Genomic DNA, 24771 nt, shown 5'->3' on the forward strand with positions numbered 1-24771 from the left:
CTCGCTTCTGACCGAACAGGCTCCGCTTTATAATCAATCTAGCTGCGCCTGTTAGAAGCTCGAGAAAAATCAGCTGTCTTTATGAAGACAAAGTGCGTCTTCAAAAGCCATCTTGTATTTTTTCTCGCTTCTGACCGAACAGGCTCCGCTTTATAATCAATCTAGCTACGTCCGTTAGAAGCTCGAGAAAAATCGCCCATCTGAATGAAGACAAAGAGCGTCTTCATCAGCTGTTCTTATTTTTTCTCGCTTCTGACCAAACGGACTCCGCTTTATAAGTAAAGGAGGTTTTCTCATGGAAATTACGATTCATAAAAAACGTTCTGTTAAAGAAGCTGGTGATTTAATTGCGACTGTTGATGATAAGCTTTATGCTCTTATTGAAGATGAGGATGATAAATATCCGTATCTTTTATTAGATTTGCAAACGTTTAAAATTATTCAAAACTATGATTCTCTCCCGACTAATCAGGAGTTAGAATTTGATATAGAAGCGGAACTAAGCGGTGTGTACCATCACGAAGACGCGGAAATTAACATTAATTAAGGTCGTATTGCGATAAAGTAACAAAGGAATAACCTTCTTCTAATAAATCCGTTACCGCCCGTTTAACCCCTTCTGCTGTTCCCGAGCTTGGTTGATTCATATGTAATAACGCAATTGAACCAGGCTGTGCTCCCAACAATGCCTGATGGACCTGCTCAGCAGAAAAGGTCGCACCTGCATCCCCTAACACATCAAAGTTGACGACTTGTAAACCGAGCTTCTCGACAATTTCCACCGCGATTTCATCATAAAAAGCCGTTCCGGAACGAAAAAAGGTCGGTTCTATTCCAGTAAATTCAGCGATTGCGATTTGATTTTCAAGCACTTCTTCAACGATTTCTTCTATACTACTCGTTCCCGCAATGCCCCAAGCTTCATTGCCATTGATTGATAATGGTAAGTGATCACTTCCATGATTTTCGATTTCAAATAAAGGATCAGCCACTAGCTCTTGAAAAATCGCTTCATTAGAACGAATCCAACGTTTATTAATAAACAATGTAGCTGGGATTTCCTCTTCACGTAAAAAAGAAATCAATTCCTCGTCATACTCACTTCCATATGGTCCACCGCAGGCGTCAAATGTCAACGCGATTACTTGTTCCTCTGTGTGTAGTCTTGTTTTAACTCCTGTTACATTCTCTCCCCATTCTGTTGCTTTTCGTCCTTCATATTCCGTTAAGTCCATTTCTTTCTTTTGTTGAATAGATGCTAATAAATCCGTTACCGTTGAATCTGACGTTTCCTTTATTTCATTCCCAGCTCTATCCTCTTTTGGCTCTTCTTGAACGAGGTCCATATCTTCCATTTCTACTATTTCGCTTTCTGACTGACAAGCGATTAAAAGAAAGAGTACACTAAATAAACAGATCATCATTTTTGTTTTCATCATAGCCTCCAACTATACGGATTCCGTTACAGGCAAAAAGAAAACCCTAAGCTCTAATTGAACTTAGGGTACGGCCACCTTACTCTTTTTGAGAAGATTGCTCTGTTTCCACTTCTTCTTGTTGCTGTTCGTACCAATTATCTAGCACCTTTGCATCCATTACCTTGGCCTCTACAAAGATAATTTGTTTGTCTGTAAATGGCTGTTGCCAATTCAACTCTAAATCAGATACAGTTTGAACAATGGTCAACAACTCTTGCCATGCTACATAACGTTTATACCAAAAAAACTGTGGTTGCTCAGTCATGTATGGGTATAAATCATCAAACTCTGTGTGCTTACAATCAATTGTTCGTTCAAATTGAATTTTAGCATGAGCCAACTTTTCCTCAAAGTAAACTTGTAGCTTGTTGTTATCCATCTTAGTCCCTCCTGCTTGATGCTTCACATGCATCTTGTTGTATTGCTTCTATCATAACACGACTTTTATTAATCAACATAGCCAAATATGATTAAATTTTGTCAATTTTTACTTTTTGCACAATTTTAAAATTCTAGAAAAAGAGCTGGAAAACACCAAGTACATCTAAAAATATGATAATAATTGCTAAAGGAATCATATACTTCACTAAAAAATACCAGCAAGCAAAAAAGCGCATGCCTACATTTGATCCTTGTTTTATTTCATTCAAAAGCCTTTCTTTTGGAACCTTTCTCGTGATAAATAAAGCCACTAATAATGCCCCTACCGGTAATAAGATATTACTAGCTAAATAATCTAGAGAATCAAAGAAGGTTAAATTAAATAGCTGAAAATCAGCTAAAACGCCGTATGAAAGAGCTGATGGTATTCCAACTATAAAGATAATGGTACCAATTCCCCAACTAAATTTCACACGCTTTTGTTGATCTCCTTTTGAAAAAGTAGCAACAATAATCTCTAATAATGAAAAAGCCGAAGTTAACGCAGCAAAGAAAAATAAGATAAAAAAGGCTAACATAAACAAGGTTCCTAACGGCATTTGATTAAATATCGTTGGCAATACAACAAATATCAAAGCCGGACCCTCACTTGGTTCAAGTCCGAATGTAAAGACACCAGGAAAAATCATTAATCCAGCTAGTAACGCAACAATAATGTTCATAACCCCAATAATCGTTGCTGTTAATGGAAGGTTTTGTTTTTTCGAAACGTAGGAACTATACGTAACCATGACAGATACCCCTAAAGATAAAGCAAAAAAGGCTTGTCCTAAAGCAAATAAAATCGTATCTGATTGTATATTTGACCATTGCGGTTTTAATAAAAACTGAACGCCCTCCCAAGCCCCCTCTAAAGTTAAGGATCTTGCGGCTATGATGACTAAAAGGATAAGCAATGCCGGCATCATAATTTTACTTGCTCGTTCAATTCCGGACTGAACTCCTTTTGAAATAACATAAATCGTCATCAGCATAAATAAAGCTTGTGCACCTAAAGCTCTCCATGGACTTGCGATCATCTCACCAAATTTATTCGATAACTGCTCGACTGTTAAGTTATTCATCTGACCAGTGAGCGTTTCAAGAATATAAAGTAAACTCCAACCACCAATAACGCTATAAAATGATAATATTAAAAAACAAGCAACAACCCCAATCCATCCTGTAATCGGCCAGAACGATTTGGGGGCTAGCTCTTTATAAGTAGAGACTGCTTCTTTTCCAGTTGTTCTTCCTAAGACAAACTCTCCAATTAATAAAGGTAACCCAATTAAAAAGGTAAATAATAAAAATAATAAAAAGAAGGCCCCGCCTCCGCTCGTTCCCGCTATATAAGGGAACTTCCAAATCGCTCCTAACCCTATTGCTGTCCCAGCTGTGGCAAATACAAAGCCAAGCTTCGAAGACCATTGCTCTTGTTGTTGACTCACACTTCTCATACCCTTCTCTCTTATACTACAGTCTTCCTTATACTCTCATTAATTGTCTATGATTATACAATCAGACTTTATCGCTTTAAATGAACGAATGTCCCTATATTAGCAAAGCAATACCATTAGGACAAGGGTAAAATGAGAATCTGTTTATTTTTTCGCACTATTGTCTATATTCATTTTCTATTTTTGGTAATGTTTATAAAAAAAAGTTGATAATGCCTTTAAATAGGTAAAGATTGGGATGCCCATGTCTCCCTTAAACAAGTTCGGAATATAGATGCCATTTATTCCAAAAATCTTTTTCTTTCTTCTTTTGTAGGCAATCGGCAAGTTGATTTCGTTCCAAAAAAACGATAGCGATTTTTCGCAAACCAAAAATAAAACCGATCTCGCCACCTTCGAGGAACAACTTTAAATAAGCGGAGCCATTGCCAATACCATGATAATTTTGGAATGATTTTTAAAACAGCATCTGAATGGAGATGTGCTTTATTTTGCTCAATTACAATAACTGAATCAACCGTCGGGTCAATCCTATACTCTTGAATGAGTTGCTGACCAATTTTTGATTGAATAGAAGCAAATTTAAAATGCTGTTGCTTATCGTGTTTAAGCAAAAAGTCAATCGTCTTATTACAAACATTACAAACTCCGTCGAATAAAATAATCGCCTCTTGATCGATTTCCATTCCCAACCCCTCATTTCTTAAAACATACTCTACTTAATATTTTAAACTTCTTGAATTTGTTTGCATAGATAAACCCTTTGACATAAACTTTTAAAAAATTTATAAACTTTAGGTTTTAAACTGTTAAGAGCGGGTATACCATTATTGAACGAGTAAAGATTAATGCATCTTTATTCCTCACCCCCTTTATTTTTGAACCTCATCCCTTCTTTTCTGAAGGTTTATGAGGTTCCTTTTTTCACCTACAAAGACAAAAGACCCACTCCTAAATAACTACTTGCTGTTTTTTTGGAAGACCTTTCCTGAGAATACGCTAGATCTTAAAAAAATCACAAAAGAATCTCATATTCTTACATAGAAGATAAGCTGTAGGACACTATGAAGATGACAAAATGCCTGTTAAAATGACATCTCAGATAATATTTTTATTAGAAAAGTTGGTGCTATTATGTGGTCTACTGCAGAAATCGGAATAGACTTAGGAACAGCAAATTTGCTGGTATATACAAAAGATAAAGGAATTGTTATAAATGAGCCTTCTGTTGTCGCATTAAACACAGAAACTAAAGAAGTACTTGCTGTTGGTACAGAAGCGAAAAATATGGTCGGTAAAACTCCTGCCAACATTATTGCTGTTCGTCCTTTAAGAGATGGTGTCATCGCTGATTTTGATGTGACGAGTGATTTGTTAAAAGCGGTCATGAGAAAAGCGAGTAAAAAATTAGGATTATCAATGAGAAAACCAAATGTCGTCGTCTGTGCACCTTCTGGGTCAACCTCTGTTGAACGACGTGCCATTTTAGACGCCGTACGTAGCTGTGGTGCCAAAAATGTGCATATCATCGAGGAGCCTGTTGCTGCTGCTATCGGGTCTGATTTGCCTGTTAGCGAACCGATCGCCAATGTGGTCGTTGATATCGGTGGTGGGACAACAGAAGTTGCGATCATCTCATTCGGTGGTGTTGTTTCTTGTAACTCTGTCCGTGTCGGAGGAGACAAGCTTGATGACGCCATTATTCAATATGTACGTAAACAATACAATATTTTAATCGGGGAACGAACTTCCGAGCAAGTTAAAATGGAAATTGGTTATACCCCAATCGAACATGAAGAATTAACAATGGAAGTAAGAGGACGCGACTTAGTGAATGGCCTACCAAAGACAATCACCTTAACATCCTCTGAAATTCAATCAGCCTTACATGAATCTATGGTGCAATTACTAGAAGCAATTCGTGCCACGTTAGAAAACTGTCCACCTGAATTAAGTGGTGACATTGTCGATCGTGGTGTGATGGTTACAGGTGGAGGAGCTTTACTCAACGGAATGCAAGAGTGGTTATCAGATGAGATTTCTGTTCCCGTTCACCTTGCTCCAAGCCCACTAGAATCTGTTGCAATCGGAACTGGTCGTTCATTAAAGTTTATCGATAAACTCCAAAAAGCAACCGTATAAGAAGAAATCCCGTAAAGCCCTTTTGGACTTACGGGATTTCTTCCTTTTAAATATCTTGTGTCTCTAATCTTTGAGTTTGATCATTATAAACAGTTTCGTCAAGCTCCTTCGTCCATTTTCCAGTTAACGTACCTGCTGTCATACTACCACTTACATTAACAGCTGTTCGACCCATATCAATAAGTGGCTCGACCGAGATCAATAAGCCTGCAAGAGCAATAGGCAAATCGAGAGCTGATAAAACGAGCAAAGCAGCAAATGTTGCTCCTCCACCAACACCAGCAACCCCAAAAGAACTAACAGCCACAATGACAATTAACGTAAAGAGAAAACCTGGATCTAATGGATTAATTCCTACGGTTGGAGCAATCATCACAGCGAGCATCGCAGGATAAATTCCAGCACAACCGTTTTGACCAATCGATAAACCAAATGACCCTGCAAAGTTAGCCGTTCCTTCTGGTACACCTAATTTTCGCTGTGTCTCAATATTTAAAGGCAATGCACCAGCACTCGTTCTTGAAGTAAAAGCAAACGCTAATACAGGAAATGCCTTTTTCACATACGTAATTGGATTTAAACCTGATATTAATAATAACATTAAATGAATAATAAACATGGCAATTAAGGCCACATATGAAGCTACAACAAATTTTCCAAGGTTGGCAATTGACGCTAAATCACTCGTTGCTGCCGTACGGGTCATAATCGCTAACACCCCGTATGGAGTTAATCTAATAATCAATCTAACGACACGCATCACAATGGCATGGATTGAATCGATAATCTTTGCAAACATATCCGCTTGTTCTGGTTCTTTTCTTCTAACACCTAAATAAGCGATTCCTAAGAAAATAGCAAAGATAACGACCGCAATCGTTGAAGTAGACCTCGCACCAGTAAAATCTAAAAATGGGTTAGCTGGAAGCAACTGAATCACTTGCTGAGGGAAAGTCAAACCTTCCACATTATTCGTATAGTTCTCTTCCATTGCAGCTCCACGAGCAATCTCTGCTTCTCCTTGCTCAATTTCAATCGCTTCTAAGTTAAAACCAAGCGTTGTAACGATTCCGACAGTCGCAGCAACCGCTGTCGTTCCAACTAAAATAGCAATAATTAGTCCACTAACTTTCCCAAGATTTTTGGTTATCGTTAGTTTTGTAAAAGCAGCTAAGATTGAAATAAAAATTAACGGCATGACAATCATTTGTAGAAATCGAATATAACCGGTTCCAACAATATTATACCAACTTGTCGTTTCTGCAATAATCTCAGATGATGAACCATATACCCACTGAAGCAACAATCCAAAAACAATCCCAACTCCAAGCGCCGTAAAAACTCGTTTTGAAAAGGAAATTTGCTTCTTTTGCATGACATATAAACCGAAAATAAATAATAGCATAATGATTATGTTTAAAATGGTAAACACTTCATTCCTCCCCCTTTTTATCATCGTTGATTTTACAAGATTATTCCTACCATCTAAGTAGGAATAATCTATTTTATTCAACTTAATTAAAAATAGACTTAACTTATTTCTAATCTCTATTTTTCTTTTCTCTGATAGCTAAACGCTGTTAAACTCCCCTTCTCATTGGCAAGAAAAAGGAGCTGCTCCAACTTTGGAACAGCTCCTTCACTAAAAGATATCCTATTTATAAAGATGAGGAACACGACTTTTAAAGACTGGGACATTGTTACGAATTTCCACTACCTCGTCAAGGTCTAATTTCGCTCTTAAAGTCTCTTGTTTATCTTTTGTCCCTTTTACGATAACCTCTCCCCACGGGTTGATAAACATAGAACGGCCGGCAAATAAAGTTCCCTCATCTTCACCGACTCGATTGCATGAAATCAAATAAACTTGATTTTCTATCGCTCTCGCTTGCTGTAATACTTCCCAATGAATCGCACGAGCCTCTGGCCATTCGGCGACAACAAATAACAATTCAATCCCTTCAACAGCTAAGGAGCGGGCCAACTCTGGAAAGCGCAGATCATAACAAATAATCATCCCCATCTTATGCCCATCCAAAGTAAATGATTCAACCTTTTGCCTGCCACCCGTCAAATACTTCGGTTCATCTAACATCGGAACAAGGTGAATTTTATCATACTCATAAACAAGTTCACCTTCACGATTAAAAATGAGGGCACGGTTATAGATCTCACCAGCTTCCTTCACAGCAATAGAGCCCCCAACAATGTTAACTTGATAAAATTTAGCTAGATCACTTAAAAATTGAATCGTTTCTCCTTTTGGTGCATCTGCCGTTTTATCTAAATCTTTTAATCGATACGCTGTTGTCCACATTTCAGGTAGTACTAAAATGTCTGGCTTCTCATCATTGGTCATCTGTTCCTTCACCCAAGCTTCAACGGCCTGCCTATTGGCCTCAGGATCGCCTGGGCTAATATCCATTTGAAAGCATACAACATGTAACATTTCCATTCCACCCCTCATTTCATCTACTATCCTCAACTTATTCCTTATGAATAGATTAGCGTATTTAAATAAAAAGCAAAAGAAATAAGTATTGTTAAGTAGGAGGCAGAATCGCTCTCGTTAAATAAGCGGAAAATCACTTTGATAAACTGGATTCGTATAAAAAGGCGGTCTTGGGCCTATTTTTTGCATCGTCCAAGAATGATCAATATAATGCATTGTAACCAATTCGTCAGATTCGTCTATTAAAAGCAACGTTATTTCAGGATTAAATTCAAAGTGCATCCTTTCTCCTCCTTTCACAGTCCATTATGAATTAGTTGCTTCTCCTCCATTCACATGAAGAACCTGACCAGTGACAAAACTAGCGTCGTCTGAAGCAAGATATACATAAGTCGGGGCCAATTCAAATGGTTGTGCCATTCGTTCCATTGGGTTTAATGAGCCAAAGGTGGCAACTTGATCAGCTGTGAAACTAGCAGGAATTAAAGGGGTCCAAATCCGTCCTGGGGCTACTGCATTCACTCTAATTCCCTTTTTAATCACATTCTTAGCTAGAGCTCTAGTAAATCCAACAATCGCTCCCTTTGTAGCTGTATAGTCAATCATTTGTTCTTCTCCATTGTACGTCACAACGGATGTCGTTCCAATAATCGAACTGCCAGGTTTCATATACGGCAAGGCTGCTCTTGTCGTATAAAAGTGAGAATAAATATTCACTTTAAATGTATCATCAAACTGTTCATCCGTAATATCCGTTAAATCCTTTTGTTGAAATTGAATGCCGACATTATTCACGAGAATATCTAAACGATTCCACTTTTTAATCGTCTCTTCAACAATCGCCACATTTTGCTTTTTCTCCCTAACATCACCAGGCAATAATAGACATTGCCTACCTAGCTCTTCAATTCTTTTTTTCGTTCGATTAGCATCATCATGTTCATCTAAATAAGATATCGCAATATCTGCTCCCTCTTTCGCATAAGCAATAGCGGCAGCGGCTCCAATCCCACTATCTCCACCAGTAATTAAAGCAACCTTATCCTTTAATTTTCCACTCCCTTTATAATGAGGATTTTCTAAAATCGGTAAAGGCACCATTAATGCATCTACACCAGGCTGCCTTAATTGCCTTTGTTCAGGTGCACTAACTGGTATTTCTTCATACCGAGTGATTTTACCGTAATTACGGTAAAGCGGATAAGGAGTAGAGCGCATCGTTTCTAAAAATTTTCTCTGTAATTCCTTAATCTTTTGCAGTTGTTCCTGTTCATCTTTTGACACATAATCCCTCCTCAATTTAACTTCTATGCTATGTATATGAGTCTTGAAATGATTCATGCAAAACCCAAAAACCCCTACACTAGCATAGCCAGTATAAGGGTCAATCTATATAATCAATTCGTCAAGGTGAATTTCTTGTTAACCTAAACGAATTGTTTGAACAAAACGGGGATTTGAATTGAACAGCTCATCTTTTTAGTTCCAGCTATTCACTTCTTTTTCTGCCTCTTCTTTGGACTTACCGTATCTTTCTTGAATTTTCCCAATTAACTTATCCTTGTCTCCATCCACTTGTTGTAAATCATCATCTGTTAATTTCCCCCACGTTTTCTTCGCTTCACCTTTCATTTGATTCCATTTGCCTTTCCATTTCACTTGTTCCATTTGTTTCTCCTCCTCTAAAGTAAAATTCTTATCGTTGCTTACTCTTGCAATTACCTTTATCCATTACCTTCAAACACAAAATCGCTTTTTTTCATCATTTATCAAAATCAGCGGTAATTTTACGTAACAGCGCGCAATATCAATCCAACAAAAAGGCTCCTAAAAGTTGATTAGCCAACTTTTTAAGAGCCTTTTCCTTATATCTTTTTCACATTAAAGAACTGTGGATAGCTTTTTACAAAGACAATTAAAACAGCTAAAGTGATCAACATTTGCGGAACAAGGTAGGAGGCATTATAAAAAGCCGAATAGGCTAAATCATTCCATCCATCAGGCGTAAATTCCGAAAACCAAATAACACCTGAAGCAAAATGGGATAAAAAGCGTAAAAGCGTTGCAAATATCACACCAATAATAAGCGTAGTCACTTTAGGCACTTGACCTTTTTTCACAAAGAGAGCAGCAAAACCAAGTAATAAAAATGGAACTGGATAATCTAAAAGGAGTTGAATAGGATGAACAACATACGGACTAATTAATAAATCAACAAGGCCTGTAATCAAACCAGTTAATACCCCAACTTTCCAGCCACGACGAAAGGCGATAATAAATAATGGAATCATTTCTAAGGAGATCGAGCCTCCATTTGGCCAAAAAGCATTAATCTTTACTAAACTTAATAACGTTGCGAGCCCTGCAATAACTGCTACCTCAATCATAATTACTAAACGTTCTCTTTCCAAACGAAAAACATCCCCTCTATGCGTAACCACAGGGGAATGTCATCCGTTGCACAATATGAACACACTACATCCATATTATCCAAAACCGTAAACACCACTTCCCTACGCTAGTTTTACCTAGATCAGGTTCCAAGAGTTAAGGTTATTACCTCTCTCAGTCAAATGACACCCCTAGTGGTTATCTAATTATTTTTTCCATTGTAACATAAGTATTATCTATGCGATAGACTATTTTCTTATTAATCGGTTTCAAACTCCTCAACTAATAACGATAACTCTTCCCATCTCTCCATCGCTTTTTCTAATTCATCGTTAAGCTGCTTTTGTTCAGTAAGAAGCTTTTCAATCATCGTAAAGTCACTTCCAGCTGCTGCAATTTCTTCTTCAATACTTTCAAGCTTCTCTTCTAAGCTTGAAATCTTTTCTTCAATCGTTTCCCAATCCTTTTGTTCCTTATAAGAAAGTTTCTTTTTCTTTTGAGGTCTTGATGAAGTTGATTGAGCTTTCTCTACTTCTTGTTTATATAGCTGTTCTTGTTCCTTCTCCTGATTCACTTTTTCCAAATAATCACTATAGCTACCTTGGAAACGAGTTATTGCTCCTTTTCCATTAAAAACGAGCAAATGATGGGCCACCCGATCGAGGAAATAACGATCGTGAGATACCGTCACAACTACACCTGGAAATTGTTCCAAATAATCTTCTAATACCGATAAGGTCTCTGTATCCAGATCGTTTGTTGGCTCATCCAAAAAGAGTACATTCGGTTCTGCCATTAACACCCGAAGTAAATATAGCCTTCTTTTCTCTCCACCTGATAAACGACGAATGTAAGTCCAATGCATCGAACGCGGGAACAAAAAGCGCTCGAGCATTTGCTCCGCTGTAATAACATCACCTGATTTTGTATAGACGATTTCAGCGATTTCCTTAATATATTCGATTACTTTTAAATCTCCATCAATTTCATGGTCTTCCTGTGTATAATAACCAAATTCGACCGTTTCTCCAACATGAACCTCACCTTTTACCGGTTGAATTCTTCCTGCCATAATGTTTAATAAGGATGACTTTCCGCTACCATTTGGCCCAATAATTCCAAGTCGTTCCCCTTTTACAAGCAAATAATCAAATGGATAAAAGAGCTCTTTTCCTGAAAAAGAATGACTTACTCCCTTTAATTCAATTACATCATTACCGAGACGTTTGGAACCAATCGCAAAATCAAACTCTCTTGTTTCCTGTTTAAATTCTTGATCTTTTAAATCATGAACTCGGTCGATTCGAGCTTTTTGTTTCGTTGTCCTTGCTTTTGCTCCTCTTTGCAGCCAAGCTAATTCTCTTCTTAATAAATTTTGGCGTTTGCTTTCCTGCTGTGTTTCTATTGCTTCTCTTTCTGCCTTTTTTTCAAGAAAAACTTCATAATTTCCTTGATAACGGAAAAGTCGACCACGGTCCAACTCAAATATTTGGTTTGTTACTCTATTAAGAAAGTAACGATCATGTGTAATCACTATAAAAGAACCTTTATATTGACCAAGAAATCCTTCTAACCATTCAATCGTTTCATTGTCCAAATGGTTTGTAGGTTCATCTAATAATAAAAGATCAACTGGATTAATAAGAGCCTTCGCAATTGCCACTCTTTTTTTCTGACCACCGGATAACTCGGAAACTTTTTTTCCAAACTCTTTAATGCCCAGTTTGGTTAAAATCGTCTTTGCGACTGTATTCGCTTCCCATGCCTCTAACCTATCCATGTCTTGTTGAAGCTTCATTAATGTTTGCAGTTTTTTCTCATCATTTGATAACTCTAACTCAAATAATGCCTGCTCATAACGGCGCATCGTCACCATCATAGGCGTTTCTCCATAATAAATTTGTTCTAGCACAGTTAGCTCCAAATCTAATTCTGGCTGTTGGGCTAAGTACTCAACCTGAAAATCATTGGCATGAATAAATTCACCTTTATCAGCTTCTTCAATCCGTGCGATCGCTTTTAGAAGAGATGATTTTCCAGTTCCGTTAACCCCAATCAAACCGATTCGTTCTTTTTCATTAATGGAGAAATTAAGGTCTTGAAATAAGACCTTCTCTCCAAATGTTTTCGTTAAATGTTCTATTTGTAATAAACTCATTCTCATTCATTCCTTATCAATGCACTGGACTCATTTTCCTATGCCTATTTCTATCATTTATTGACGTCACCTATACCCAAAATCGTTTTATCTAAGTTCATCTTTACGAAAATAATTAGGCGTAACAATTCTATTTTCATATTGTTGATGAAATATATGCGTCGTCGCCGGTGATATCGGCGGGATTAACCATGTCCAATCACCTGTTACATCACGATTCAGCTGTGCTTCCTTCTCTTCAAACGTTTTAAATTGCTTGGCAGCTGTATGGTGATCTACAATGCTGACACCGGCTTTTTTATATGAATATAACACGGCTTTGTTTAACTCTATTAATGCCTCATCTCTCCACAAAGAGGACTCACGTTCTTGGTTTAATTGAAAGATTTTAGCGACTCGTCTTAACATATCGTAACGAAATGGGTCGGCAAAATTTCGGGCCGCAATTTCAGTCCCCATATACCAGCCATTAAACGGGGCAGCCGAATAACGAATCCCTCCTATTTCAAGTACCATATCCGAAATAATCGGGACAGCATACCACTTTAACTCAAGTTCAGCTACAAGTTCATTTGTCGGATGTTCGATATCTACCTCTTCAATCAAGTGTTCAGGAATAGTGCACCACCGAGGTTCTTCCTCTCCTATTTGGACGACAATTGGCAATAATTGAAAATCACTTCTAATGCCTTGCCACCCCAAGTCTAAACAAACTTTTGTAAATTCAATTGATGCCGGATCGCCGATTATACCATATTCTGTTTCAAAACCCGCATAACGAAACAATTGGTGATTAAGGATTTTAATTTCAGGATGACTCGGGTGATTAGCTCGAAAAATCGTAATCGTTGGACGTATTTTCCCAGCATTCGTTGCATAGTGAATATGGTCAAATAATTCATCAAGAATATCAGAGGTTGTTTCAGCATGCCTTGCATCACGAACATGCATAGAATCCCAAAAGAGGCGACCAATACATTTATTACTATTACGCCAGGCCATTTTCGCACCATGACTTAACTCTTCGTATGTATGATGATAAGTACCTGTTTGTTCAATCTCTTCATGTACTTCATTTAATCTCCTCTTTAGTTCCTGCTCTGACTTTGCAAGTTCATAATAGCATGTTTCAACAAATTGCTTCGCTTCAATAAAAAGTTCTTCCTTTGAAAACATTATCCTCCTCCTAATCCCCACCATAAATAGATTGATACAAGAAAATAAGTGGTTCATTTTATAATAATGAACCACAAAACCTACTGATTACTTCTTTTCATTTAAAAGCTTTACGATGTCATCCTCTAATTTCTCTGGCACTGTTTGTGGGGAAAAACGCTCTACAACTTCCCCCTCTTGATTGACAAGAAATTTAGTGAAATTCCATTTTATTTCCGAACTTAAAATTCCTTTTTTCTCTTTTTTTAAATGTTTGTACAACGGATCGGCATCAGAGCCATTCACTTTAATTTTAGAAAATAAAGGGAATGTTACACCATGATTTACTTTACAAACTTCTTCCATTTCATCATTTGATAATGGTTCTTGGTTCATAAACTGATTACTAGGAAAACCTAATACTACTAATCCTTCCTCTTTGTATTTTTGATGAAGTTCCTCCAGTCCAGTAAACTGAGGAGTTAAACCACATTTTGTTGCCGTATTAACAATTAACAAAACATTGCCTTTATATTTTTCTAATGACATCTCATTCCCTCTTGGTGTCTTCACTGAAAAATCGAATACATTCTTCATCAAAAACCTCCTTCATTATATCAGTCCTTTCTTTATTATACTAAGTAGCCTATTAATATTCGAGCATTACGCTTATTCATCATCGATTGTTTTAATTGGTTGGAAACGGGAATAGAGTAGTATAACAAAAAAGACTTACCTTCTTTAACGAAAGTAAGTCTAAGTTCTTGTAAGATTAATGTACTCGTACAACACGTCCGTTGAAAGTATTGTTCCAGTAACCACTTGACATGTCCGCAATCGCTACACCTGTTGAACTTTGTGCACCGATAAATTTATTATTTCCAAGGTAGATTCCAACGTGACCATCTGTTTTATAAGTGTTAAAGAAAACAAGGTCTCCAGGTTGTCTATCTCCAGCAGCAATTTGTTTACCAGCATATCTTAAACCATCTGTGCTTGAAGGAACACTGTAACCAGCTTGTCCCATTGCCCATGCGACAAAAGCTGAACAATCAAATCGACCTGCTGCAATATCAGAGGCAGAACGTCCACCACCAAATACATAGACAGAGTTTCCAATATATTTTCGACCAGCATCCATCGCAACTTGAATACTACCATTTCCGCTTGAAACAGGAGCTGGTGATGAAGAAGCCGATGCTGATGAAGATGAATCTGATGATGTCGTTGAAGTCGAAGCTGAAGTTAAAGATACAGTTGCCGAACGATCAACTACTTCATTTTGACGTGCTTCGATATTAGCCGCTTCAGAAGCTAGTTCACTATCTTTCGCTTGTAAACTATTTCTTTCCTCTTTTGCTAATTTCACTTTATCTTGTACTTCTGCTTTTAACACTTCATTTTGTTCTTGTTGTTCTAAAATGTGATGCTTCATACCATCTAGTTCAACTTTTTTATCTTGAAGTTCTTCTAATTTAGTTGCAACCTCTGCACGTGCTTCTTCGACTTTGGCTTGGTCTGCTTCTAAACTTTCAATCATCGTGTTATCAGCCTCAGCAATTTTTGTTACAGCTACAACACGGTCAATAAAATTACTAAAACTAGTAGAACCGAAAACAACTTCTAAGAAATTAGAATTCGAACCACCATTTTGATGATAAGTGACAGCACGTTGTTTTAACAGTTCAAAACGAGCTTCAATTTGCTCTTCTAAAACCTTAATCTCTTCTTCAAGAGTCTCAATTTCAGCTTCTGTAACCGCAATGTCTTCTTCAGTTTCATCAATCATCTTCTGGTTGTCAATGATCGCCTGCTCCACTCGAGCAATTTGTTCATTAATTTGCTGAATTTCTTTTTCTAAAGTTGTTAACTCTTCGTCTTGCTTGGCAATCTCACTTTGAATGGTATCACGCTCTGACTTAATACGGTCTAAATCTGCATTTGCTGATGCAGTTGGTGCAAATAGACTTGTTAAACCTAGAGCAAACACTGTACCCAAAATTAAATGCTTCTGCTTACGCATAAATTCCCCTACCTTCAGTAATAGTTAATATTAATCGTTTTTATATAAGGTTAACGACGTACTTTTATGTATAACGACAAAAAACTTATAAATCTATTTATTTTCTTTCACGATTTGAAGTATATCATCAAAAAATGACAAAGACATGTTAGTAGTATTACAATTATATTTCCGTTGTTACAAAAAGAGCTTGTTTTGTAATATAAAATAAAGCTAACTTCCGTTTGATATTCCTATAAAACACTTCGTTCATTAGAAAAAAGTGTGATTTAACCCCTTTTTTCACTTTATCCTCTTAAACTACTAGTTCCTTTTTAAAAGTTTAATATTACAGAAATATTACAAAGAGGTCACTAGTGTAACCTTTTCTGTTACAAAAAAAAAGACTCACTGTCCTTTTTTTATGACAGCAAGTCTTCGAAGTTATTTAATTCGACGAGCAAAATCGACAAATCGAAACTTATCTGTTCGATGACGCGATTCCGTATATTGGAATAAACTAGCGTCTTCTAGATATACAAGACTTCTTACGACAACGATATTCGAAAATCCTTCAAGATCAAGCAAATTTTTATCCTCTTCTGTTACATCCTCTACTGTAATTTCCTTTTTCGCAAAGCTAATCGCCAATCCTAATTCATTTTCTACATATTGATAAATCGAATGCTCACATTGTTCCTTTGTTATCGTAGGAACATGACTCTTCAGCAAAAAGTCTTTATCAAGGATAATATTTTCACCATCAATTTGGCGGACACGAATAATTTCCCATACGCGGTCATTTTGATTAAATACTCCATCCAACAATGGTTCAATAATTGGTTTATCATGTAACGAAATCACTTCTGTTTTCGACTTATTCCCAATTGATTTAGCTAATTCTTTGAAGCTCACAAGCCCAGTGACAGGAAATTGGATTTTCGGATTATTTAAAACGAGTGAGCCTTTACCTTGAATCTTTTGAATATACCCGTGTTCTGACAAGAGCTTTAACGCCTTTCGAATCGTTTCTCTTGAGGCCTGAAAGCTTTCCACTAGTTCGTGTTCTGAAGGCAAATAATCATTTTTTTGATAGAAGCCTTGCTGTATATCGTTTTTTAAATGTTCATAAATAAGTTTAAATTTATTTCGCTTCACCAAGATTCACCTTTTCTACCTCTATGCGTCAATCAAATAAACGAGCGATTCATATGGCTTTAAATGAAGAACTTCACTTAAATCATCATTTTGTCGGTCATTTGATAAGAGTAATGTTGCTTTTTTCTCTAACCACTCCTTTGGCATATTAAACGCAGCCTCTTTTGCATAAAAGTTGTTAATGACTAAAAGTTTTTGGTTGTTATACGTTCGTACATAAACAAATAGCTGCTCATTGTTATCTTCCAATAATTGATAATCTCCATATGTGATAATATCATATTGTTTGCGCATTTTGATCAATTTTTGATAATGATAAAAAATTGATCCTTCGTTTGCTACAGCATTCTCTGCATTAATTTCTTGATAATTATCAGCGATATCAATCCATGGAGTTCCCGTTGTAAATCCGGCCTGACTATCATTACTCCACTGCATCGGTGTTCGAGAATTATCTCTTGAACGCTCTTGAATAATCGTTAAAATCTCATTTTCACTTTTGCCTGCTTCCTTTAACATTTGATAAGCATTTAACGTTTCGACATCACGGTACTTATCAATTGTAGTAAAATGTGGGTTAGTCATCCCAAATTCTTCCCCTTGATAAATATAAGGTGTGCCTTGCATTAAGTGAATCGCCGTCGCCAGCATTTTCGCCGACTGCTCATGATATTCTTTGTCATTTCCATATCGACTTACAACACGTGGTTGATCATGGTTGCACCAAAAGAGAGCATTCCAGCCTCCTCCTTTGTGCATTTCTACTTGCCATGTTGAAAGAATATTTTTTAACTCCTTAAAGTCAAATGGTTTAAGAGCCCATTTCTCTCCATTTAAATAATCAACTTTTAGATGATGAAAATTAAAGGTCATATTTAATTCTTGACGCTCTGGATTCGAATATTTAATACAATTCTCAATAGATGTTGAAGACATTTCTCCAACGGTCATATTTTGATACTTTGATAACACTTCTTGATTCATTTCATGTAGGAACTCATGAACGCGTGGCCCATCTGTATAAAACCTACGTCCGTCTTTCTTTGGGTCTGTTTCATTTGGAAAGTTTTGATCCTTGGAAATCAAATTAATCACGTCTAAACGAAAGCCATCAATGCCTTTTTCAAACCAGAAATGCATCATCTCATAAACATGCTCTCGCAACTCTTCATTTTCCCAGTTTAAATCAGCTTGTGTTTGATCAAACAGGTGTAAAAAATATTGGCCTGTCTTCTCATCATATTTCCAAGCTGAGCCACCAAATTTTGATTGCCAATTTGTTGGTGCTTCTCCTTCAACTGGATCTTTCCAAATATAAAAATCTCGGTAGCGATTATCTTTTGATACACTCGCTTCTTTAAACCATTGATGCTCAGTTGACGTATGATTAACGACTAAATCCATAATTAATTTCATTTCTCTTTTATGCACTTCTTCAAGAAGCTTTTCAAAGTCTTCCATCGTTCCATAATCGGGTTCAATCGCATAATAATCGGAAATATCATAACCATTGTCATTTTGTGGTGATGCATAAACAGGTGTTAACCAAATGACATCAACACCTAACATCTTTAAGTAATCAAGCTTTTCAATAATTCCATTGATATCTCCCAATCCATTTCCAGTCGTATCATTAAAACTTTTTGGATAAATTTGATAAACAACAGAACGTCTCCAAAATTCATTCATCTTCATATCATACACTCCTTATTTATAAAGCTAAGTCCGTTTGAACAGAAGCAATTTTTCTCGAGCTTCTAACAGGCGTAGCTAGGGTATTCTTTTATTGGAAAAGGCCATTAGCTTTTGACTAATGACCTCCAATATTCTTTTAATCAGTAATCTTTCTTGTCTTGCCATAAAAATACGTTAAAATAAGCGGTAAGAAGAAGGCAATCGCCATCCCAATCGCAAATACACCCCATTGTTCCGTAACGATTGAGAAGATTCCTGGTAACCCTCCTACCCCAATCGAAAAGGCCATTACTGAATTCCAGGCAATCCATAGTCCACCAATTGCGGCACTAGTAATCGCAAAAACAAAAGGAAAACGATAGCGTAAATTCACTCCAAATAGAGCAGGTTCCGTAATTCCCAAATAAGCAGAAATCGATGATGTAACCGATAAACCTTTAATTTTTTCGTCTTTCACTAAGAAATTCATCGCAAGTGCTGCAGAACCTTGTGCAATATTCGATAGCACCAAAATCGGCCATAGGAATGTTCCACCAATCGTTCCAATTAGCTGCACATCAATGGCAAGGAATGTATGATGCATACCAGTAATAACTAATGGTGCATAGGATAAACCATACAATAATCCACCAACAGCCGCGACATTTTCAAATACCCAAACAAAAATATCTGTAATAAAGTTACCAATTGTAAATGTGACAGGTCCGATTAAGATAAACGCAAGGAAACCTGTTACAAGTAATGCGACTGGTGCAACCACCAATAATTGAAAACCTTCTGGAACGTTTCTCTTTAAGAAAATCTCCATTTTAGCAAGAATAAACGCCGCCACAAGAATTGGTAACACTTGTCCTTGATAACCCATTTGAGCTATCTCAAGACCGAATAAATTCCAATAAGGCACTTCTCCAGCTTCAAGTGCAGCTCCATATGCCCATGCATTTAAAAGATCTGGGTGAACAAGAATTAAACCGAGAACAATCCCAAGTAATGGATTCCCTCCAAAACGTTTAACAGCCGACCAACCAATCAAAGCAGGTAAAAAAGCAAAGGCTGTTCCAGCTATTAAATTAATAATATTAGCAAAGTCAGCCCATTGCGGATACATCTCAACTAAAGATTGTTCGCCAAAAATCCCTGTTGCAGTAAGAATGTTATTAATCCCTAATAAAAGACCAGCTGTTACAATCGCAGGTAAAATCGGAATAAAAATATCTGCTAATGTTTTGATTGCACGTTTAAGCGGATTCATCTTTTTGGAAGCCTTCGCTTTAACTTCCTCTTTTGAAACTTCTTCAATTTGAGTCTCATTTGTAAGCTCTTTGTAAACCATTTCAACAAGCTTCGGTCCAATAATGACTTGAAATTGACCGTCCGTCGCAAACGTTCCTTTGACGACATCCACCTTTTCTAAAGCTTTTTTATCGACTTTATCGTCATCTTTTAATACAAAACGAAGTCTAGTGACACAGTGGGTAGCAGAATCAATATTCTCCTCGCCACCAATCGCCGCTAGTATCTCCTTTGCCGCTTTTTTTGGATCGCTCATATTATCCTCCCTGTTACCGTTTTCATAAAATATAAAAAAATTGAACTCATGTTGTATATACAAGTTGATTCGACATTAATTTTAACTTGTATATACATGTTTCGTCAATCTTTTTATTTCTATTAGATTTCTCTATTCTTTTCCTCTTATTTGGCTTCTTAAAACGCTTCATTCAATAAAAACCGTCACAGTTTGTATCAAGTAGAGAACCTCTCAACTTATCTTGCTCGATTAGGCCCCTTAATATATTTATAATTTTGCTATCTTTAATGAAAATAAAAAAGTAGATGAGGAAGCATTCACCAATGCTCTCATCTACTTTTTTTATTTTCCCACATCTTTTTATGGACTTTATTCGTTTATTCGAACTCTAATTCGGTTAAGGCCACAGTTTCATTACTTATTAATGTTTTTTCGTATCGTAATTCCGTTCAGGCCTGAGTTTCATTACCTATTAACAGTTTTTCGCTCCTTTTTTCCGCCCAAACTTGAGTTTCATTACCTATTAACTTTTTTCGCCCCCTAATTTCGCCCAGGTCTGAGTTTCATTACCTATTAAGAGTTTTTCGCTCCTTAATTCACCCCAGTCCCAGTTTTCATTACCTATTAACTTTTTTTCGCTCCTTATTTCCGCCCAAACCTGAGTTTCATTACCTATTAACTTTTTTTCGCTCCTTATTTCCGCCCAGGTCTGAGTTTCATTACTTATTAACTTTTTTTCGCCCCCTAATTTCTCCCAGTCCCAGTTTTCATTACTTATTAACTTTTTTTCGCTCCCTAATTTCTCCCAGTCCCAGTTTTCATTACTTATTAACTTTTTTTCGCCCCCTAATTTCGCCCAGTCCCAGTTTTCATTACCTATTAACAGTTTTTCGCTCCCTATTTCCTCCTAGGCCCTAGTTTCATTACCTATTCCCTTTTACATTCATTCACTCTTCCATCGGTAATACCGTTCTTATCGCTTGAACAACTGTGCTTACGAGCGTATCACATTGCTCGTCGGTAATAATAAGGGGCGGTGCTAAGGAGAGGACATTGTTATAGTTTGCAACCGTTGCTCCGTTTTTGCCAATGATGACTCCAGCCTCTTTACAAGAAGCAATGATTTTATTGAGGAAGCTCACATCTAATGGTTGTTTACTTACCTTATTTTTGACTAGCTCCAAACCAATTAAGAGACCTTTTCCACGAATATCACCTATATTGGCATGATCTTCCAATTGCTCAACAAGCTTTTTTTTCAACTTCTCTCCTTGTATTTTAGAGCGTTCAAATAGCCTTTCCTCTTCCATAATTTGAATATTACGAGAAGCGACGGCACAAGAAGCCGGATGTCCGCCAAATGTGTTCACATGGCGTAAATAATCATATTTTTCTGACCCTTGGAAGGCTTCATAAATTTCCTTTTTTACCGCTGTGGCTGCTAACGGTAAATAGCCACTCGTAATCCCTTTAGCCATCGTAATAATATCGGGCTTGACTTCATAATTCATAAAACCAAATGGTTCGCCTGTCCTTCCAAAGCCACAAATCACTTCATCCACAATTAAAAGAACACCATTCTCGGCACAAATATCGGCAACAGCTCCCATATAATCATCAGGTGGTATTAAAATTCCTCCACCCGTAATAATCGGCTCCATAATACAAGCTGCTACCGTCTCTTTCATTTCCCAAACAATGGCTTCCTCTATTGCCTTCGTTTCAGAGCGTTCCCTTGCACTCTCTTCCCTTTTTAATGGATTCCGATATAAATCTGGAGGCCGCACATGAATAAACCCTGATGATAATGGTTCATACTTATATTTCCGTTCTGCTTGACCTGTTGCCGCGAGTGTCGTCATCGTATTCCCATGATAAGAACGATATCTAGAAATAATTTTATGTCGACTCGATTCTCCCTTTTGATGATGATATTGCCTTGCAATTTTAAAAGCGGTCTCATTTGCTTCAGAGCCACTATTTGAAAAATAAATGACATAACCGCCGCCGAGCAACTCATTTATTTGAGCTGCTAATTCAATGGCAGGCTGATGGCTTTGCGTCAATGGATAATAAGCTAGTTGTTTCATTTGCTCGGCGGCAACCTCTGCTAGTTCCTTTCGTCCATAGCCAACATTGACACACCATAGTCCAGACATCGCATCCAAATATTGCTTCCCATCTTTATCCGTAATCGTGACACCATCTGCTTCCTTGACAATCACCGTCTCATTCGGGTTATAAGGCTTCATAGAATGCCAAAGAAAGTCTTTATCTTGTTTATATAAATCCCCCACTTTAACACCTCCACAACAAATGTATTATGTTCATACAAAAAAAGAGAAAGGTTTCCTCCTCTCTCCATCTTATGAAACCAAAAGCTCGGACATGTGTTTCATTACCCTTTTTTATATTTCATTCGTTTTTCCATTAAGTTTAAGCCTACGCCCATACAGAAAGCACTTATGCCAAATAGGATCGAGGCAGGAAGGAGAAATTGTTCAAAACTCCATTGATAAACTGTTGCTCCTTTTAACATTTCTAAACCGTAGCTGGTGGGAGAAAACTTCGATAATAATAAAATCAAGTCTGATGAAACAAATTCGAGTGGGAAAAAGGCCCCACCTAACATAGCCATACTGACCGAGATAAACGGAACAATGCCATTTAATTGCCTGACATTTGTAACGAAACCGCTTATTAAAATCCCTAAGGATACAAGAGCAAGCAAATATGGAATAACAGCAATTAAAACGACCAAAAATCCTCCATAAAAATGGACACCAACGATAAACTTAAAGATAAAATAAATAATTAATAGTTGGATATAACCAATTTGAAAACTAAACAATATTTGCCCTAGATACATTTCCATTTTTGTTGTTGGTGAAAGAATGACCCGATCCCATAAACCAAATTCCTTTTGATATAATATCGATTGGCTCGAAAAGGAAATCGTATAAAAGACAAAAAATAAACTGAATCCGAATAAAGCATGCAGGGTCATATCAAATGGCAAACCCTCTTCATTAGAGAATGATTCATACTTTGTATAAGTCTTCGCTGAAAATGTTTTTAATTCAAGCTCATTTTCACTAAGTCGTTTTTGTTTAAAATAAGTGCTCATCTCCGCTTCTACTAAACTCTTATATTCAGATTGTCGTGATAAAAATAATTGATAACTTTGCTCCTCTAAATGGACTGCCAAATCATAGGCTTGATTCGCTAAACCAGAACGAATATTCGTTTCACTTCTAATTTCAAAACGAAGAGCTTTTCCTTCATTTAATTTATTGACCTCAGCCATCAGTTGTTCTTCAGATAAACTATTAGAAAAAATAGGTACCGTTTTTTCAGCTGTACTTCCTCCTTGCCCCATGACAATCGCAAAGATGACCGTTAAAAAAATTGTCCCGATTAGACTAAGTGGATTTCTTAGAACTTGCTTCCACTCTCCCCAAATTATCGCTCTCATTGAACATCACCTCTTCTTGTAAAAATCAAAAGAGAGACTACAAAACAAAAGAAAGAAAAAAGGATAACTGTAGGAAAAATAGATGAAATATCTTTTAAAGTACCACCGACCATCGCGACAAAATATCCTTCCATCGCAACTCCATTTGGTGTAAACCCTGCAATATTAGCAAGGACTGGAGAATAGGAATGAACATAACCAAAACTCCCACCTATAAACGATAGTAAGGCCACACCAACATAGGAAAATGCACTAACCGCTCTATATGAATTTGTTAAAAAATTGATCGCTGTTAATACCGTTGTAATTCCTCCAACCATCAAGCTTAGACAACTTGACACAATTAGAAATAACCCGATATTATCCCAGCTAACTTGATAAACAAAATAGCTAAAAATAAAGATAATACTAATTTGCAAAAAGGCGATAATAAAGCTCGACAGCCATTTGGTTAACATATAATAAATAAAAGGGAGATTAGCCACTTTTAATCTCATAAAAATATGCGAGAATTTTTCAGTCATTGCATAACTAGCAACAAAGGAAGTTCCAAATAAAACAAACATCGTCACCATACCAACCGCGTAATAATCAAATCCCGAAATCAGACGATTGGTTACAACGATTTCTTCTTTAAAATTTTTAGGGTCATTTAATAGAGATGAATCAACATGTTCATTTAAAAACGTTAATTCCAGTTCGAAATGAATTTGCTGAAAGAAATGGTTCATCATTTGTTCAATAATGGACAGATAAATTCGATTTTCATTCACTGTAATCGAAAGCGGTAAAAGCTCTCCTGATTGAAAAAATAGATAATCCCAAAAAGCGATCCGATAACCTCGTTCCACGATAAAAATCCCAGCATATTGCTCAGAATCAATCGCCTTTTCTACAGAAGTTTCCTCGTTAAATTGAACCATAAACTCCTCTTCAGTAAACATTTCCTCTCTCAAAATTTCAGGAATAGAAAAAGCTCTTGCTTCGTCTAAAATACTTTTAATCTGCTCCGCCTCTAAACCTCTACTTTCCAAAATGGCTTTATATTGATTCAATGATTCTTGTAAATCTTCTTCCTCAACGACTGCTAAATGTAGCATTGCTCTATCTTCACTTCCACCAATATTTCCAATCGCCGTTCCTAATATTCCTATTAAAACAACAGGCATCAGTAATAGAACAAGAAGCTCCATCCGATCATGTAAAATCAGTTTCAAATCTTTTTTAATTAATGCAAAAAACACACCCCTCCCC

The 24771-nt window shown here is 36.8% G+C and carries 22 protein-coding genes and 1 riboswitch; of the genes, 2 read left to right on the forward strand and 20 right to left on the reverse strand.

The window, feature by feature from the left end:
- The first annotated feature begins 295 nt into the window (after nt 1–295).
- Nucleotides 296–547, forward strand: coding sequence for a hypothetical protein (locus BALCAV_RS09225; RefSeq protein ID WP_003321897.1), 252 nt, complete (start codon nt 296–298; stop codon nt 545–547).
- Here BALCAV_RS09225 and BALCAV_RS09230 read toward each other — a convergent pair.
- From BALCAV_RS09230 to BALCAV_RS09245, 4 genes are all read right to left on the reverse strand, one after another.
- The gene (locus BALCAV_RS09230; RefSeq protein ID WP_003321898.1) at nt 540–1436 is read right to left on the reverse strand and encodes a polysaccharide deacetylase family protein; all 897 of its coding nucleotides are present in this window, start codon (nt 1434–1436) and stop codon (nt 540–542) included. The genes BALCAV_RS09225 and BALCAV_RS09230 overlap by 8 nt on opposite strands.
- A gap of 79 nt (nt 1437–1515) precedes the next feature.
- The gene (locus BALCAV_RS09235; RefSeq protein ID WP_003321899.1) at nt 1516–1857 is read right to left on the reverse strand and encodes a hypothetical protein; all 342 of its coding nucleotides are present in this window, start codon (nt 1855–1857) and stop codon (nt 1516–1518) included.
- 133 nt (nt 1858–1990) lie between these two features.
- Nucleotides 1991–3358 (reverse strand): sodium-dependent transporter, encoded by a 1368-nt coding sequence (locus tag BALCAV_RS09240; RefSeq protein WP_003321900.1) that lies wholly within the window; start codon nt 3356–3358, stop codon nt 1991–1993.
- A 281-nt stretch (nt 3359–3639) separates the two neighbouring features.
- Nucleotides 3640–4044, reverse strand: a complete 405-nt coding sequence (locus BALCAV_RS09245; protein WP_003321901.1) for a thiol-disulfide oxidoreductase DCC family protein — start codon at nt 4042–4044, stop codon at nt 3640–3642.
- A gap of 448 nt (nt 4045–4492) precedes the next feature.
- Here BALCAV_RS09245 and mreBH point away from each other — a divergent pair, with 448 nt between their 5' ends.
- On the forward strand, nt 4493–5500 hold the full coding sequence (mreBH, locus tag BALCAV_RS09250; RefSeq protein ID WP_003321902.1) for a rod-share determining protein MreBH: 1008 nt from the start codon (nt 4493–4495) through the stop codon (nt 5498–5500).
- Between the two features lie 46 nt (nt 5501–5546).
- Here the strand turns inward: mreBH and BALCAV_RS09255 are convergent, their stop codons facing one another.
- The 16 genes from BALCAV_RS09255 to BALCAV_RS09325 form a co-directional block, all read right to left on the reverse strand.
- A complete protein-coding gene (locus tag BALCAV_RS09255) occupies nt 5547–6905 on the reverse strand; it encodes an L-cystine transporter (protein ID WP_412142529.1) in 1359 nt (452 codons plus the stop codon).
- Nucleotides 6906–7154: 249 nt separating this feature from the next.
- The gene (locus BALCAV_RS09260; protein ID WP_003321904.1) at nt 7155–7949 is read right to left on the reverse strand and encodes a carbon-nitrogen family hydrolase; all 795 of its coding nucleotides are present in this window, start codon (nt 7947–7949) and stop codon (nt 7155–7157) included.
- Between the two features lie 120 nt (nt 7950–8069).
- On the reverse strand, nt 8070–8234 hold the full coding sequence (locus BALCAV_RS22545; RefSeq protein ID WP_003321906.1) for a hypothetical protein: 165 nt from the start codon (nt 8232–8234) through the stop codon (nt 8070–8072).
- Between the two features lie 24 nt (nt 8235–8258).
- The gene (locus BALCAV_RS09265; RefSeq protein WP_200880887.1) at nt 8259–9170 is read right to left on the reverse strand and encodes an SDR family oxidoreductase; all 912 of its coding nucleotides are present in this window, start codon (nt 9168–9170) and stop codon (nt 8259–8261) included.
- Between the two features lie 261 nt (nt 9171–9431).
- On the reverse strand, nt 9432–9620 hold the full coding sequence (locus BALCAV_RS09270) for a CsbD family protein (protein ID WP_003321909.1): 189 nt from the start codon (nt 9618–9620) through the stop codon (nt 9432–9434).
- Nucleotides 9621–9817: 197 nt separating this feature from the next.
- On the reverse strand, nt 9818–10363 hold the full coding sequence (gene thiT, locus BALCAV_RS09275) for an energy-coupled thiamine transporter ThiT (RefSeq protein ID WP_003321910.1): 546 nt from the start codon (nt 10361–10363) through the stop codon (nt 9818–9820).
- 82 nt (nt 10364–10445) lie between these two features.
- Nucleotides 10446–10546: riboswitch (TPP riboswitch) on the reverse strand.
- Nucleotides 10547–10602: 56 nt separating this feature from the next.
- Nucleotides 10603–12501: an ABC-F family ATP-binding cassette domain-containing protein gene (locus BALCAV_RS09280; protein ID WP_003321911.1), complete on the reverse strand. Its 1899-nt coding sequence runs from the start codon at nt 12499–12501 to the stop codon at nt 10603–10605.
- Nucleotides 12502–12588: 87 nt separating this feature from the next.
- Nucleotides 12589–13677, reverse strand: coding sequence for a nitric oxide synthase oxygenase (locus tag BALCAV_RS09285; RefSeq protein WP_003321912.1), 1089 nt, complete (start codon nt 13675–13677; stop codon nt 12589–12591).
- An 87-nt stretch (nt 13678–13764) separates the two neighbouring features.
- A complete protein-coding gene (locus BALCAV_RS09290) occupies nt 13765–14253 on the reverse strand; it encodes a glutathione peroxidase (RefSeq protein ID WP_003321913.1) in 489 nt (162 codons plus the stop codon).
- Nucleotides 14254–14428: 175 nt separating this feature from the next.
- Nucleotides 14429–15679: a coiled-coil domain-containing protein gene (locus BALCAV_RS23245; RefSeq protein WP_003321914.1), complete on the reverse strand. Its 1251-nt coding sequence runs from the start codon at nt 15677–15679 to the stop codon at nt 14429–14431.
- Between the two features lie 423 nt (nt 15680–16102).
- Nucleotides 16103–16816, reverse strand: coding sequence for a trehalose operon repressor (treR, locus tag BALCAV_RS09300; protein WP_003321915.1), 714 nt, complete (start codon nt 16814–16816; stop codon nt 16103–16105).
- A 21-nt stretch (nt 16817–16837) separates the two neighbouring features.
- Nucleotides 16838–18511 (reverse strand): alpha,alpha-phosphotrehalase, encoded by a 1674-nt coding sequence (gene treC / locus BALCAV_RS09305; protein WP_003321916.1) that lies wholly within the window; start codon nt 18509–18511, stop codon nt 16838–16840.
- Nucleotides 18512–18647: 136 nt separating this feature from the next.
- Entirely contained in the window at nt 18648–20060 is a 1413-nt protein-coding gene (treP, locus tag BALCAV_RS09310; RefSeq protein WP_003322569.1) for a PTS system trehalose-specific EIIBC component, read from the reverse strand.
- A 929-nt stretch (nt 20061–20989) separates the two neighbouring features.
- The gene (locus tag BALCAV_RS09315) at nt 20990–22294 is read right to left on the reverse strand and encodes an aspartate aminotransferase family protein (RefSeq protein WP_136445937.1); all 1305 of its coding nucleotides are present in this window, start codon (nt 22292–22294) and stop codon (nt 20990–20992) included.
- 146 nt (nt 22295–22440) lie between these two features.
- Complete coding sequence (locus BALCAV_RS09320; RefSeq protein ID WP_003321442.1) at nt 22441–23517, reverse strand: ABC transporter permease; 1077 nt, start codon at nt 23515–23517, stop codon at nt 22441–22443.
- Complete coding sequence (locus BALCAV_RS09325; protein ID WP_003321443.1) at nt 23514–24761, reverse strand: ABC transporter permease; 1248 nt, start codon at nt 24759–24761, stop codon at nt 23514–23516. The genes BALCAV_RS09320 and BALCAV_RS09325 overlap by 4 nt, the downstream gene beginning before the upstream one ends.
- Between the last annotated feature and the right edge of the window lie 10 nt (nt 24762–24771).

The sequence above is a fragment of the Alkalihalobacillus alcalophilus ATCC 27647 = CGMCC 1.3604 genome (assembly GCF_000292245.2).
GTDB lineage: Bacteria > Bacillota > Bacilli > Bacillales > Bacillaceae_D > Alkalihalobacillus > Alkalihalobacillus alcalophilus.

What these genes read in the sequence shown, in the direction of transcription:
- BALCAV_RS09225 (WP_003321897.1), top strand. Translation starts at nt 296, where the DNA reads ATGGAAATTACGATTCATAAAAAACGTTCTGTTAAAGAAGCTGGTGAT.
- BALCAV_RS09230 (WP_003321898.1), bottom strand. Translation starts at nt 1,436, where the DNA reads ATGAAAACAAAAATGATGATCTGTTTATTTAGTGTACTCTTTCTTTTA.
- BALCAV_RS09235 (WP_003321899.1), bottom strand. Translation starts at nt 1,857, where the DNA reads ATGGATAACAACAAGCTACAAGTTTACTTTGAGGAAAAGTTGGCTCAT.
- BALCAV_RS09240 (WP_003321900.1), bottom strand. Translation starts at nt 3,358, where the DNA reads ATGAGAAGTGTGAGTCAACAACAAGAGCAATGGTCTTCGAAGCTTGGC.
- BALCAV_RS09245 (WP_003321901.1), bottom strand. Translation starts at nt 4,044, where the DNA reads ATGGAAATCGATCAAGAGGCGATTATTTTATTCGACGGAGTTTGTAAT.
- mreBH (WP_003321902.1), top strand. Translation starts at nt 4,493, where the DNA reads ATGTGGTCTACTGCAGAAATCGGAATAGACTTAGGAACAGCAAATTTG.
- BALCAV_RS09255 (WP_412142529.1), bottom strand. Translation starts at nt 6,905, where the DNA reads ATGCTATTATTTATTTTCGGTTTATATGTCATGCAAAAGAAGCAAATT.
- BALCAV_RS09260 (WP_003321904.1), bottom strand. Translation starts at nt 7,949, where the DNA reads ATGTTACATGTTGTATGCTTTCAAATGGATATTAGCCCAGGCGATCCT.
- BALCAV_RS22545 (WP_003321906.1), bottom strand. Translation starts at nt 8,234, where the DNA reads ATGCACTTTGAATTTAATCCTGAAATAACGTTGCTTTTAATAGACGAA.
- BALCAV_RS09265 (WP_200880887.1), bottom strand. Translation starts at nt 9,170, where the DNA reads ATGCGCTCTACTCCTTATCCGCTTTACCGTAATTACGGTAAAATCACT.
- BALCAV_RS09270 (WP_003321909.1), bottom strand. Translation starts at nt 9,620, where the DNA reads ATGGAACAAGTGAAATGGAAAGGCAAATGGAATCAAATGAAAGGTGAA.
- BALCAV_RS09280 (WP_003321911.1), bottom strand. Translation starts at nt 12,501, where the DNA reads ATGAGTTTATTACAAATAGAACATTTAACGAAAACATTTGGAGAGAAG.
- BALCAV_RS09285 (WP_003321912.1), bottom strand. Translation starts at nt 13,677, where the DNA reads ATGTTTTCAAAGGAAGAACTTTTTATTGAAGCGAAGCAATTTGTTGAA.
- BALCAV_RS09290 (WP_003321913.1), bottom strand. Translation starts at nt 14,253, where the DNA reads ATGAAGAATGTATTCGATTTTTCAGTGAAGACACCAAGAGGGAATGAG.
- BALCAV_RS23245 (WP_003321914.1), bottom strand. Translation starts at nt 15,679, where the DNA reads ATGCGTAAGCAGAAGCATTTAATTTTGGGTACAGTGTTTGCTCTAGGT.
- treC (WP_003321916.1), bottom strand. Translation starts at nt 18,511, where the DNA reads ATGAAGATGAATGAATTTTGGAGACGTTCTGTTGTTTATCAAATTTAT.
- treP (WP_003322569.1), bottom strand. Translation starts at nt 20,060, where the DNA reads ATGAGCGATCCAAAAAAAGCGGCAAAGGAGATACTAGCGGCGATTGGT.
- BALCAV_RS09315 (WP_136445937.1), bottom strand. Translation starts at nt 22,294, where the DNA reads ATGAAGCCTTATAACCCGAATGAGACGGTGATTGTCAAGGAAGCAGAT.
- BALCAV_RS09320 (WP_003321442.1), bottom strand. Translation starts at nt 23,517, where the DNA reads ATGAGAGCGATAATTTGGGGAGAGTGGAAGCAAGTTCTAAGAAATCCA.